Below are 12,688 nucleotides of genomic sequence, written 5' to 3' on the forward strand. Positions count from 1 at the left end.
ACCATCCTTCGAGACGGCCGCTGACGCGGCCTCCTCAGGATGAGGTCGGAGGAGTTGTCCCGACGCAGCCGCTCTACGTCTTCAGCCGCATGCCCTTGAGCGACTGCCCGACCACGCCGCCGTCGCGCCGGCGCTGTGGCCGCTTGGCGACGATCGTCTCGACATGCTCCGGCTGCGGGAAATAGCCGCGCTCCAGCACTTCTAGGGTATATTCCTCATAGGTGAGCCCCAGCGTCTCGGCCCGCTCCTGACGCCTGAGCGCGATCTCTCGCGGCTTCTTCCAGGCCCGGCGATGGGCGAAACGCCAGTCGAAATAGCGGCCGATCTCGCCCTTGCCGCTCTCCGGCTCGCGCCTTTTCTCCTCCAGCGGCGGACCGCCATTGTCACCGATGCGGGCGCTGCGGGGCTTGCGAGGGGTCGGCTGTCTCATGAGAAGCATCCATCCACCAAGAGATACGATTTGTATCCTATAATGGATTCCGGGACAGGCAACCCCGTGCCGGAGGTGACAGCACCCGCCGAGCGGTCTATCCGGGCGGCCTGACATCAAAGGAACGCCATGGCCCCCCTGCTGCATCTCCGCGACGTTGCTCTGACCTTCGGCGGCCACCCGCTGCTCGAAGGAGCTGAGATCGCGGTTTCCGCCGGCGAGCGGGTCTGCCTGGTCGGCCGCAACGGCTCCGGCAAGTCGACGCTGCTGAAGATCGCCGCCGGCATCGTCGAGCCCGACAGCGCCGATCGTTTCCTGCAGCCCGGCGCGACCGTGCGCTATCTGCCGCAGGAGCCGGATTTCTCCGGCTACAAGACCTCGCTCGCCTATGTCGAGGCCGGCCTCGGACCGGGTGACGATCCCTATCGCGCCCGTTATCTCGTCGAGGAACTCGGCCTGACCGGCGAAGAGGACCCGGCAAGCATGTCGGGCGGCGAATCGCGCCGCGCCGCGCTCGCCCGCGTGCTCGCGCCCGAGCCCGACATCCTGCTGCTCGACGAGCCGACCAACCATCTCGACCTGCCGGTGATCGAATGGCTCGAGCAGGAGCTGAAATCGCTGCGCTCGGCCATGGTGCTGATCAGCCATGACCGCCGCTTCCTGAGCTCGCTCTCGCGCGCCACGATCTGGCTCGACCGCGGCGTGACGCGGCGCGTCGAGCGCGGCTTCGGTGAGTTCGAGGCCTGGCGCGACGAGGTGCTGGCGCAGGAGGAGCTCGACCGCCACAAGCTCGACCGCAAGATCGCCCGCGAAGAGGACTGGCTGCGCTACGGCGTCAGCGCGCGGCGCACCCGCAATCAGCGCCGGCTCGGCGAGCTGCACGCCTTGCGCGACCAGCGCCGCACCGCCCGCCATGCCGTCGGCTCGGTCCGGCTGGAGGCCAGCGAGGCGCAGGCCTCGGGCAAGCTGGTGATCGAGGCGGTCGACGTCTCCAAGAGCTATGGCGACAAGCCGATCGTCCGGAACTTCTCGATGCGCGTCGCCCGCGGCGATTGCATCGGCATCGTCGGCCCCAACGGCGCCGGCAAGACCACGCTGATCAACCTGCTGACCGGCGCGCTCACCCCCGATTCAGGGACGATCAAGCTCGGCGCTTCGCTTGAAATGGTGACGCTCGACCAGCGCCGCGAAAGCCTCGACCCGGCAACGCCGCTCGGCGACGCGCTGACCGGCGGCGGCTCGGACCAGGTCATGGTCGGCGGCCAGCCGCGCCACGTCATCAGCTATATGAAGGACTTCCTGTTCCAGCCGATCCAGCGCGGCACCGCAGTCGGCGCGCTCTCGGGCGGCGAGCGCGGCCGGCTGATGCTGGCCCGCGCCCTGGCGAAGCCCTCCAACCTCCTGGTTCTGGACGAGCCGACCAACGATCTCGACATCGAGACGCTCGACCTCCTGCAGGAACTGCTCGCCGACTATGCCGGCACCGTGCTGCTGGTCAGCCATGATCGCGACTTCCTCGACCGGGTCGTCTCCTCGACCCTGATCTCGGATGGCGACGGCATCTGGACCGAATTCGCCGGCGGCTATTCCGACATGCTGGCCCAGCGCGGCCGCGGCGTCGGCGCCAAGGCGCGAGCGGTGCCGGTAAAGGCATCTGCGTCGGAAACCGCCAAGTCTGCCACAGCAACTGTGGCGACGTCGAAACGCAAGCTGTCGTTCAACGAGCAGCACGCGCTGAAGACCCTGCCCCAGCAGATCGAGAAGCTGCAGGCCGAGGCCGGCAAGCTCAATACCGCACTGGCCGGCGATCTCTACACCCGCGACCCAAAGCTCTTCGCCAAGGCGACGACGCGGCTGGACGAGGTGACGCGCGAGATCGCCGAGGCCGAGGAGCGCTGGCTCGAGCTGGAAATGCTACGCGAGGAGATCGGCGCCTGAGCGCGCTTCGTTCGAGCGCAGACGCCGGCCGAGAGCCCCCTGACCGGCGTCGAAAGCGCCCAGGCTACGGATTCTTGCCAAGGAACGGAAACGGCTTGGCCGGAACGAAACGGGCAGTGGCGTTGCCGGAATAGATCTGGGTCTGGTCCTTGCCGAGATCGAGCTTGCGGACACCACCGCCGGCAGGCGAAAAGTCGACCTGTTTCAAATCGACCCAGAAGGTGTTCGGGGTCAGCGCGGATTCGAAGAAATACAGCTTTCGCGCATGGTCGACGACGGTTCGCCAGCGCGTCGAGGAGATGTTCGGCTGGTCCGGCGTCGTCAGCCCGAACGGCACCGAGACATTGCGGATGACGCTGAAGACGGTGGCGACGGCGCGGTCGGGATTCTCGAATTTCGGGATCGCGTTGACGTAGAACGAAGCGCGGGCGAAGCGGTCGGAGGCGCGATTGGTGCCGGGCAGCATCGCGGTGCCGCCGATCTGCTTCCAGTATGAGTTGAGCGCGAGCTGCTGGTCAAAGATCGGCGAATTGGTCATGACCTGATAGGCCCGGTCATGGTGGATCACCTGGCGGCCGCCGATATATTCGACGATCGCGCTGTCACCCGTCGCGTCCGAGATCGAAAGATGCAGCGTCGCAAGCCGCGTCTCGCCCGGCACAGCATCGGTGACGATCGTGAAAGGCTCCTTGCGCAAGGCCTCCACGGCCTCCGCCACGGTGCCGAAGCTGTCGAGAACGTACTGGGCCCAGGCGGCGATGGTCAGGCCCGGCTTCGACCCTGCCTCGAACTTCGGATATTCCGATTCCACCAGCCAGAGCAGATTGGCGGAAAGTCCGGCCTCGTTGAGGCCGTCCGTCGTCGAGATGTCGTAGCCGGAGGCGATGACGCTGCCATATTTCGCCGTCCATTTGAACGAATTCGGCCCGGCTTCGCCATTGCGCTCGATCCCGCGGGGCAGGATCCAGAGATTGGTCGCGACGTCGCTCTTCCAGTCCATCGAGCGCGCCGTCAGGTTTCGCCCCTCGGCACCGAAATAGACCAGACGCGTGCAGGCCTGCGCGGCCGAATCCGCGAAAAGGGTGGCGGCAAGCGCCAAGGCCGCGATACGGCGCCGCGCAAGCTGCGGCCGCTGATCCGGGCGATGGGATGGTCTGGTCATAGGCATTCTCATGATGGTCGTCTCGGAAACACATCCTAGCGCCGACAACCTGACAACACCGAGACATCTCTGCATGGCGGCGCTGCAGGGAGTGCCCGCCGATCCGGCCGTGGCCGCGAGCCCGCCATGCCCGGCAGCCCATACCTTTTTGCTATCCGCCCGATCGCGAAAGCCTATTTATCCCCGCCGGCAAAACGCCCCAAACTCACCGGACACGAAGAATCCCGAGGAAACACCATGAGACTGAAGGGCAAGACCGCGCTGATCACCGGCGCGGCGCAAGGGTTCGGCTTCGGCATCGCCGAGACCTTCGTGCGCGAGGGCGCGCGCGTCGCCGTGCTCGACATCAATGGCGACAAGGCGAAGGAGGCCGCCAAGGCGATCGGCCGCAAGGCTTTTGCGGTCGCCTGCGATGTCGGCAAGGCCCGCAGCGTCGACAGTGCCGTCGCCCGCGTGATCAAGCGTTTCGGCCGGCTCGACATCGTCGTCAACAATGCCGGCATCAGCCACCGCAACCAGCCCATGCTCGATGTCAGCGAGGCGGAGTTCGATCGCGTCTTCGACGTCAACGTCAAATCGATCTTCCTGATGGCCAAGGCGACGGTGCCGCATTTCCGCGAGCATGGCGGCGGCGTCATCCTCAACATCGGCTCGACGGCCGGGGTCCGGCCCCGCCCCGGCCTGACCTGGTACAACGGCTCGAAGGGCGCGGCGAACCTGCTCTCGAAGTCGATGGCGGTCGAGCTCGCCCCCGACCGGATCCGCGTCAACGCCATCGCGCCCGTCGCCGGCGAGACACCGCTGCTCGCGACCTTCATGGGCGAGGACACGCCGGAAAAGCGCAAGGCCTTCACCGCGACGATTCCCTGGGGCCGCTTCTCGACACCGCAGGACATCGCCAATGCCGCGCTATTCCTGTGCTCGGACGAATCCGAAATGGTCACCGGCTCGGTGCTGGCAGTCGACGGCGGCCGCTGCGTCTGACGCCCGCTCGAGCAGCCGTCATGCTCGGGCTCGCCCCGAGCATCGCGCGCTAGGCGAGGCGCCGGAGCAGGCGCCTTCTCGTCATGAGATTCTCGGCTCTGCTCTGCGCTGCGCTTCGGCCAAGAATGACGGCGACGTCTCCTAGACAATCCCGCCGCCGGTCAGCGGCATTGTCTGCTGCAGCTTCACCGTGCCGTCGAGGTCGAAGCCGCGGCGCTCCAGCGTGATCGCCGGCGCCTCCGCCGTCCCCTCGATCCGCAAGAGGTGCCAGGAGGCGAGCTCGCCATGGCCGCGCGGCCCGATCGAGGCCGAGGGCACGCCGACGATCGGCACGTCGCGACCGGCACCTGGCCGCCAGGCCAGCGAGAAGCGATGGTTATGGCCGTGCAGGACGAGGTCGGCGCCGACGCGGGCCAGCATAGCCTCGAAGGCCGGTGCGTCGAGCAGTTCGCGGGTGCGCCGGGCACCGCCGACATAGGGCGGGTGATGGATCAGGATGACACGGATCAACCCCTCGGCCTTGGCCTGCGCCAGGAGCTTTTCGGCCATGACGATCTGGGCCGGGCCGACGCGGCCGGTCGCCATCAGCGGCAGCGTCGGGATGCCGGTGTTCATGCCGATCAGCGCGACCGGGCCGCGCCGGCGATACCAAGGGTAGCCGGGCTCGCCATCGTCGCTGGCGCACCAGGGGCCGAGTTCGCCGGCCAGGGCCTGCAGCGAGGAGCGGGCATAGGCGTCGTGATTGCCGGGGACGAATGAGACCTTGTCGCGCGGGCCGAGCGTGTCGAGGAAGGTCAGCGCCGTCTTGAACTCGTTCGGCAGGCCGATATGCGAGACGTCGCCGGTACAGGCGATATGGTCGGGCTTCTGCGCCAGTATATCGGCGACGATCAGCCCGAGGATCTCCATGTCATGGGCATGGCGACGCTTGCGCCGCCAGTTGACATAGCCGGTCGCGCGCTTGCCGATCAGCTCCCGCAGGGAGAACCGGGCGAGCGGCCCGAGATGCGGGTCCGACAGATGCGCAAGCGTGAACACACCTTGCGCTTGCCCTCAGCAGGCGGGCGCAGTCAAGCGTGGACGCAAGATTGGATGAATGTGACGCAGGATCGCGGGCCGGCTCAGTTGAGCGAGTCGGTCAGTTCCGAGACGATGCGCGGATCGGTCAGGGTCAGCGCCGGCTTCCAGACGAAGGCGGGCTTGGCCTGAAACCAGGAGGTGATGAAGGCGAGCAACATGGCGAATTCCCCAGCGGTGACCATCGCCTTATCTTCCTGATTTACGGCGCGTTTGTGTTGGAACTCGAGAGCAAACAGAGGCCTGATATGCGTCTGTCGCATAGATCAATCACCAAGCTTGAGAAAATGCCGCCCCGATGAGCAATTCCTCATCCCCACGGACGAGCCGACCCGCGCTGATCGACAGGCTACCGCGGCCGATGCGGCGCCTGTTCGGCTGGGCCCTGCACCTGTATTTTCGCTTGAGCCGCGGCCTAACCCTCGGCGTGCGCGCCGCTGTCCTGAACGATACCGGCGAGATTTTCCTCGTTCGCCACACCTACACCCCCGGCTGGCATCTGCCCGGCGGCGGCGTCGAGCCAGGGGAGACCGTCGCCGCGGCGATCGGCAAGGAACTGCGTGAGGAAGCCAATATCGAGATCATCGGGCCCGCCGTGCTGCACGGCCTGTTCCTGAGCGGCGAGAGCTCGCGGCGCGACCATGTCGCGGTCTTCATCATCCGTGATTTCACGCGGTCCGCACCGAAGGTACCCGATTTCGAGATCGCCGAAGCCGGCTTCTTCGCGCTGTCCGCGCTGCCGGAGGGCACGACGCCCGGCACCCGCCGGCGGCTCGCCGAGATCACGGCGGGCGCCCCGGTCGATGAACGCTGGTGAGGCCTATCTCAGCCCTGGCAGCATGCGCCGCAACACCCCGTCCCGGCGGATGAAATAGTGGTAGAGCGCCGCGCCGATATGGCCGGCGATCGTCAGTGCCAGCAGAATTGCCAGCCAGCCATGCAGCGCGAGCACGCGCTTGGCCGCCGCCTCGTCGGGCCCGGCCAGAGCCGGCAGGTTGAACAGGTCGAAGATCGTCAACGCCGGAAACAGCGAAACGCCGATCCAACCCAGCAAGGGCACGACGAGAAGCAGCCCGTAAAGTGCCCAGTGAACCAGGTGCGAACCAGCCTTCTGCCACCATTCCAGCGTCGGCTCGTCAGATGGTGCGCCGTGCAGAAGCCGATAGGCCAAACGTCCGGCCGTGAGCCAAAGCACGAGGAAACCCAACAATTTATGCGCGGAATAGAGCCCGTTGGTCAGTCCGTCCCAGATATCGAGCGTATTGCCGCGATAGGTCATGCCGAGGCCAAGCGGGATCATCACGAAGACCGCCGCGACGGTCAGCCAATGGAACCGTCGCGCCGTGGTGCTGTAGACCTCGGGCCGAGCTTTCGCCGCTATGGCGGGATCCCGTGGCTGCCACATCTTGCTCCCACCCCCCTATTGCCCCGTCAGGGTCGGCACCAGCATTCATCTCGCGTTCAATGTCGCGCTTTTAATAGGCCATCTTGCACTCGCTCGGCCGGCGGTCGACATTCGCCGGAAATCCGCCCGACATCACGCTTTTGGGAACCACGCAAGCCCGGACAAGTTGTAGCTACGCCGTATTGCGCCGGACGGCACCCGTCCTGCCGAAACGAACGTATAAGACCATCTCCTCCGCCGCCAGCCGGCGCAATCTGACGGACGCAGCCATGCCTAAGTCGCGTACGCTTTTCGGCCGTCCCGGCGAAACCGAGATCATAACCGTAGACCGGGCACTCGCCGAGTTTCGGGCCGGCCGCCCCGTCCTGCTGCGCGATGGTGAGAACCTGGCGCTGGCGCTCTCGGCCGAACTGGCCGATGTCGAGATCGCCGGCCGGCTCGAAGCGCTCGCCCAGGGCAATGCCAGGCTGGTGCTGAGCGCCGCGCGCCTGCGCCGCCTCGGCGCCAAGGGCCGCAGCGAGACCGGCGTCCTCGCCATGCCCGCGATCGACGTCGCCCGCGTCGAGACCCTCGCTCTCAGGATCGATGCGCGCGTCGATGCGCCGGTCGGCCCGGCCAATGCGCTCGACGCCGCGGCTCTCGAACTCGCCGGCCTTTCGCTCGTGCTGCCTGCCATCATCCTGGTGCCGGTCACCGCGGCGCAGATCGTCGGCGAACCGCTGATCGAGGTCACCATCGCCGCGATCAACGGCTACCGCGCGGCGCAGGTCGCGACGCTCGCCATCGTCGGCCGCGCGCCGGTGCCGCTGGAAGGCGCTCCCGATACCGAGTTCGTGGTCTTCCGCGGCGGAGAGGGCCTGCGCGATCAGGTCGCGATCATCGTCGGCAAGCCGGACCTCGCGGCCGCCGTGCCGGTGCGCCTGCACTCCGCCTGCCTGACCGGCGACCTGTTCGGCTCGCTGAAATGCGATTGCGGCGACCAGCTGCGCGAGACGGTCGAGTGGATGGCTCAGAACCAGGGCGGCATCCTGCTCTATCTCGACCAGGAAGGCCGCGGCAACGGCATCTCCAACAAGATGCGTGCCTACAAGCTGCAGAGCCAGGGCTGGGACACCTACGACGCCGACGAAGTGCTCGGCTTCGATCTCGACCAGCGCCATTTCGACTTCGCCGCGGAGATGCTGAAGCAGCTCGGCGTCAGCAGCGTCACGGCGCTGACCAACAATCCGCTCAAGGTCGGTGCGATCAAGGCCGCCGGGCTCGAAGTCGCCGCGACCCAGCGCGTCCTTGGCCGCCCGAATATCCACAATGTCCGCTATCTCGCCTCGAAGCGCGACCGGGCCGGCCATTTCATCGATATGGACGCGCTGATGGCGCGCGCCGCCCCGAAGGATTGACCTCGCGCCAGGCAGCGAGCCCGTGCCGGGCATTGATCCGGCACGGGGCCTGGGGCAGGAAGCCGCCATGTCCGAACAGAAGCGGTCCGAGCAGAAGCTGTCCGAGCAAGAACGGTCCGATCCAGCGCCGTTGCGCGCGCCCTGGCCTGTCGCCAAGGTCCTCCTGATCGTCGGCGCCGCCTGGCTCGCTCTGTCCTGGCCCTGGCTGTCCGGGGTGATGACCGTGCCCTGGGATGCCAAGGCGCATTTCCACCCGCAGCTCCAATTCCTCGCCAGCGCCCTGCACAAGGGGCTGTCGCCGTTCTGGACACCCTTCGTCTTCGCCGGCTCGCCGCAGGTCGCAGATCCGCAATCCCTGATCTTCTCGCCGCCCTTCGCGCTGATCGCCCTGCTCAATCCGACGCCGGATTTCCGCTGGAGCGACGGGGCGCTGCTCGGCTCGCTCCTGGTCGGGGCGCTCTGCCTCGTCCTGCTCTTCCGCGACCGCGACTGGCACCCGGGCGGCGCCGTGGTCTGCGCCCTCGCCTTCGCCTTCGGGGCTTCGGCCGCCTGGCGCATCCAGCATGTCGGTCAGGTGCTGAGCCTTGCCTATTTCGCCATCACATTGCTGCTGCTCTCGCGCGCTCTGGAGCGCGGCTCCTGGGGCTATGGCTTCTTCGCCGGTATCGTGGCCGGCTTCATGGTGCTCGGGCGCGACCAGGTCGCGCTGATCGGCGTCTATGTCCTCGCCGGGCTCGTCATCGCCGCCATCGCCATGGCGAAGCAGCCGCTGCGCGCGCTCAAAGGCAGCCTGATGCCGCTGTGCCTCGGCGTGCTCGGCGCCGTGCTGGTCGCCGCCATACCGATCCTGCTCACCGCCTTCCTGGCCCAGGAATCGAACCGGCCGGCGATCGACCTCGCCGGCGCCGGCAAGGGCTCGCTTCATCCGGCCTCGCTGCTCACCGGGCTGGTCGCCAATCTCTATGGCGCCGCCGGCCCGCTGGAGAATTTCTGGGGGCCGCCGAGCCCGGCCTGGGAAGCCCGCTTCGGTGCAGTCGATCTCTATCTCGCCCGCAATATGAGCGAGCTCTATCTCGGCCTGTTGCCGCTGCTGATGATCATCGGCGTCGGCGTCGTCCGCGGCGGCCTCTGGCGACGCGAGATCGTGGCGCTGAGCGTCGCGGCCATCGTCGTGCTCATCTACGCGCTCGGGCGCTATACGCCCGGCTTCCAGATCCTCTTTTCGGCACTGCCCGGCCTCGACCTCTATCGCCGGCCGGCCGACGCGCTCTTCATCCTCGGCGCGCTCTTCGCCATTCTCGGCGGCTACTTCACCCATCTCGTCCTGACCGACACCGCGCCGCGTCCCCGGCGCTGGCAGATCGCTCTGGAAGCCGCCTTGCTCGGCGCCGCCTTCGGTCTCGCCATCTGGCTGGCCTGGACGACCGATCGCCTCGGCGTCGCCGCCTTGCCGCTGATCACCGCCCTGCTCTGCCTGCTGCTGGTCGCCGGAGCGCTCGTCGCCGCGCGCGGTCTTGCTCTGCAGGGCGCTGGCATGGCCGCGACGCTGATCCTCGCCATGACCATGACCATCGATCTCTCGGTCAACAACGGGCCGAGCGAGTCGACCGCCCTGCCGTCCTCGCGCTATGAGGTGCTGCGCGCTGACAGCGCCAACGAGACCATCGCCCTGCTCAAGCGCGAGATCGCGCGCACCGCCGGCCCGGATCGCCGCGACCGCATCGAGCTCGCCGGCATCGACTTCCACTGGCCCAATGCGAGCCTGGTCCACGGCCTCGACAATACGCTCGGCTACAATCCGCTGCGGCTCGGACTCTACAGCGCCGCCACCGGCGCCGGTGACCACGTCGCTTTGCCCGACCAGCGCACCTTCTCGGCGCTGATGCCGTCCTATCGCTCGCTGCTCGCCGACATGCTCGGCCTGCGCTTCATCGCCACCGGGGTGCCTGTGGAGCAGATCGACAAGGCGCTCAAGCCCGGCGACCTCGTCCAGATCGCCCGCACCGCCGACGCCTTCGTCTACGAGAATCCGCGGGCCCTGCCGCGCGTGCTGCTCGTCACGAACGCGCAGCAGGCCGATTTCGACGCCATATTGAAGAGTGGGCAATGGCCGACGGGGTTCGATCCGCGGCGCACCGTGCTGCTCGACAGAACGCCGCCGAGGCTGCCGGGCGGCCCGGCCGGGCCGGGCACGGTGAGCATTCGCGACTACGGCACCACCGAGGTTATGCTGGAGGCCGACGCGCCCGCCGGCGGCTTCGTCGTCCTCAACGATGTCTGGCAGCCCTGGTGGCAGGTCGAGGTCGACGGCAAGCCGGCCGAGCTGCTGCGGGCCAACGTCATCTTCCGCGCCGTGCAGGTGCCGCCCGGCCGCTCGACGATCCGCTTCACCTTCCGCCCCTTCGACGGGCTCTTCCGGGCGATCGGCCAGCGGATCCGCGAGGCGAACCCGCCGCCGGTGTGAAGGTTCAGGTCAGCGCCGCCATCGCCGCGACCGGAGCCGGAACATGCCCCGCCAGAACCTTGGCGAGGCCGGCCGGATCGACCACGCCGTCGCGGATCGTCTCGTCGCGATGGATGCCGCCGGCGATGAACAGGCCGTCGAAGCCCATCAGCCGCGCCCCGGCGAGATCGGTGCGCACGGCATCGCCGATCACCAGCACCTTGCCGGCGTCGACATCCCGGCCGCCACGCGCATCGCGTGCCGCCGCCAAAGCGAGATCATAGGCCGGACGATGCGGCTTGCCGGCCCAGGCGACCCGGCCGCCGAGTTCCTCATAGATCGTCGCCAGCGCACCGGCGCAGGGCAGGAGATCATGGCCGACATGGACGACGAGGTCGGGGTTGCCGCAGATGAAGGGCAATCCCCGCGCCGCGAAGCGCGCGAGCTGCGGCCGGTACTGCTCCGGCTGCTCGGTACGATAATCGTTGAGCTCGGTCGCGACGACGAATTCGGCGTCCTCCTCGTCGACGAGTTCGACATCGAAGCCCTCGAACACGGCGCGGTCCTCATGCCAGCCGATATGATAGGCCTTGCGCAGATGGCTCGCTCCGATCAGCGCCCGCGTCACGTCGCCGGAAGTGACCAGCCGGTCCCAGGCGGTGCACGGCACGCGCTTGTCGTCGAGCACGCCGGCGATCTGGTCGGAAGGGCCCGGCGCATTCGAGAGCAGGACGACGGTGCCGCCCGCCTCGCGATAGCGCTCAAGCGTGTCGCAGGCCGGCGGCAGCGCCAGCAGACCGTCATGGACGACGCCCCAGACGTCGCTGATCAACACTTCGTAGCGGGCGAGGAGATCGCCCGCTCGCGTCAGGATCGGAATAGTCATGCCTTGAGAGCTGCCTCTGCTGCGATCCGCGCCTCGACCTCGGCCCGGCGCGGCAGGGGGGCTACCGCACCATAGCCCTGGGTGGAGAGCGCCGCCGCGACATTCGCGTAGGCGCCGGCGACGAAGGCGTCACCGGTGCGTATATATTCGGCGAGGAAGGCGCCGTCATAGCAGTCGCCGGCGCCGGTCGCGTCGATCGCCTCGACCTTGATCGGCACGAAGCGCTGGCGCCGCTCGGGCGTCGCCACCAGCGAGCCCTCATGGCCGAGGGTCAGCGCCACCACCTTGGCACCGAGCCCGAGATAGAAATCGACGATCGCGTCGGGTTCTTCCAGCCCGGTCAGCAGCTTGGCGTCGCCGTCGCCCGGCAGGACGATGTCAGCCATCCGGCAGGCGGTGTGGACGATCGACCGGGCGCGGGTCAGCGGCCAGAGCTTGAGACGCAGATTTGTGTCGTAGGCGGTCAGCACGCCGTTCTGGCGCGCCAGCTCGAAAGCCTCGAACACCGCATCGCAGGCGCTGGCCGAGATCGCCTGGCTGATGCCGGAGGCCTGGACCACCTTGGCCGAGGCGATCAGCTCCCGCGGCAGATCGGCGGGGCCGTAGAGACTCGCGGCCGAGCCGGCGCGCAGATAGGAGAAGACGTGCCCCTGCTCGCCATGCGCCACGAAATAGAGTCCGGTCGGCGCCGTCGCATGGGTCGAAACATGTCTGTCGTCGATGCCTTCCTGCGCCCAGGCGGTCCGGAGCGCACGGCCGGGCTCGTCATTGCCGAGCGCGCCGGCATAGGCAACTTTCGCACCTTGCCGGGCAGCCGCGATGGCGCAATTGGACGTGTCCCCGCCCAGTCCGAAACGATAGGCCCCCGCCTCGCCGCGCGTCGCGTTGAACTCGCCGAGCGGCTCACCGATACAAACGATATCCGTCATCATCCAAACCGAAAAAGCCGTGTCCCGTGCGAAGGCG

The 12,688-nt window shown here is 67.7% G+C and carries 12 protein-coding genes; 5 read left to right on the forward strand and 7 right to left on the reverse strand.

Going from position 1 to position 12,688, the window contains the following annotated elements; translation table 11 throughout:
- Positions 1-73 precede the first annotated feature (73 nt).
- A complete protein-coding gene (locus tag ACWGRX_RS17870; protein WP_291647237.1) occupies positions 74-430 on the reverse strand; it encodes a hypothetical protein in 357 nt (118 codons plus the stop codon).
- A gap of 129 nt (positions 431-559) precedes the next feature.
- On the opposite strand from ACWGRX_RS17870, the gene ACWGRX_RS17875 reads away from it, so the two are divergent.
- Positions 560-2,368: an ATP-binding cassette domain-containing protein gene (locus tag ACWGRX_RS17875; protein WP_452118633.1), complete on the forward strand. Its 1,809-nt coding sequence runs from the start codon at positions 560-562 to the stop codon at positions 2,366-2,368.
- A 64-nt stretch (positions 2,369-2,432) separates the two neighbouring features.
- Here the strand turns inward: ACWGRX_RS17875 and ACWGRX_RS17880 are convergent, their stop codons facing one another.
- Positions 2,433-3,530, reverse strand: coding sequence for a linear amide C-N hydrolase (locus ACWGRX_RS17880; RefSeq protein ID WP_452118634.1), 1,098 nt, complete (start codon positions 3,528-3,530; stop codon positions 2,433-2,435).
- 237 nt (positions 3,531-3,767) lie between these two features.
- Here ACWGRX_RS17880 and ACWGRX_RS17885 point away from each other — a divergent pair, with 237 nt between their 5' ends.
- Positions 3,768-4,514, forward strand: a complete 747-nt coding sequence (locus tag ACWGRX_RS17885; protein ID WP_291647234.1) for a glucose 1-dehydrogenase — start codon at positions 3,768-3,770, stop codon at positions 4,512-4,514.
- Between the two features lie 141 nt (positions 4,515-4,655).
- On the opposite strand, the gene ACWGRX_RS17890 is transcribed toward ACWGRX_RS17885, so the two are convergent.
- Complete coding sequence (locus tag ACWGRX_RS17890; protein WP_452118635.1) at positions 4,656-5,552, reverse strand: metallophosphoesterase family protein; 897 nt, start codon at positions 5,550-5,552, stop codon at positions 4,656-4,658.
- A gap of 83 nt (positions 5,553-5,635) precedes the next feature.
- Positions 5,636-5,776 (reverse strand): hypothetical protein, encoded by a 141-nt coding sequence (locus tag ACWGRX_RS17895; RefSeq protein WP_291633257.1) that lies wholly within the window; start codon positions 5,774-5,776, stop codon positions 5,636-5,638.
- Positions 5,777-5,952: 176 nt separating this feature from the next.
- On the opposite strand from ACWGRX_RS17895, the gene ACWGRX_RS17900 reads away from it, so the two are divergent.
- Entirely contained in the window at positions 5,953-6,408 is a 456-nt protein-coding gene (locus ACWGRX_RS17900) for an NUDIX domain-containing protein (protein WP_452118636.1), read from the forward strand.
- A 3-nt stretch (positions 6,409-6,411) separates the two neighbouring features.
- Here the strand turns inward: ACWGRX_RS17900 and ACWGRX_RS17905 are convergent, their stop codons facing one another.
- Complete coding sequence (locus tag ACWGRX_RS17905) at positions 6,412-6,996, reverse strand: cytochrome b (RefSeq protein WP_452118637.1); 585 nt, start codon at positions 6,994-6,996, stop codon at positions 6,412-6,414.
- A 269-nt stretch (positions 6,997-7,265) separates the two neighbouring features.
- Here ACWGRX_RS17905 and ribA point away from each other — a divergent pair, with 269 nt between their 5' ends.
- Entirely contained in the window at positions 7,266-8,393 is a 1,128-nt protein-coding gene (gene ribA, locus ACWGRX_RS17910; RefSeq protein WP_452118638.1) for a GTP cyclohydrolase II RibA, read from the forward strand.
- A gap of 67 nt (positions 8,394-8,460) precedes the next feature.
- The gene (locus ACWGRX_RS17915; protein ID WP_452118639.1) at positions 8,461-10,857 is read left to right on the forward strand and encodes a hypothetical protein; all 2,397 of its coding nucleotides are present in this window, start codon (positions 8,461-8,463) and stop codon (positions 10,855-10,857) included.
- Positions 10,858-10,861: 4 nt separating this feature from the next.
- Here ACWGRX_RS17915 and ACWGRX_RS17920 read toward each other — a convergent pair whose 3' ends face one another.
- The gene (locus ACWGRX_RS17920; protein ID WP_452118640.1) at positions 10,862-11,722 is read right to left on the reverse strand and encodes a TIGR01459 family HAD-type hydrolase; all 861 of its coding nucleotides are present in this window, start codon (positions 11,720-11,722) and stop codon (positions 10,862-10,864) included.
- Positions 11,719-12,651 carry a sugar kinase gene (locus tag ACWGRX_RS17925; protein WP_452118641.1) on the reverse strand — a complete coding sequence of 311 codons (933 nt, stop codon included), beginning with the start codon at positions 12,649-12,651 and terminating at the stop codon, positions 11,719-11,721. Before ACWGRX_RS17925 ends, ACWGRX_RS17920 begins: the two co-directional genes overlap by 4 nt.
- Positions 12,652-12,688 lie beyond the last annotated feature (37 nt).

This window comes from Allobosea sp. NPDC055594, assembly GCF_053618995.1.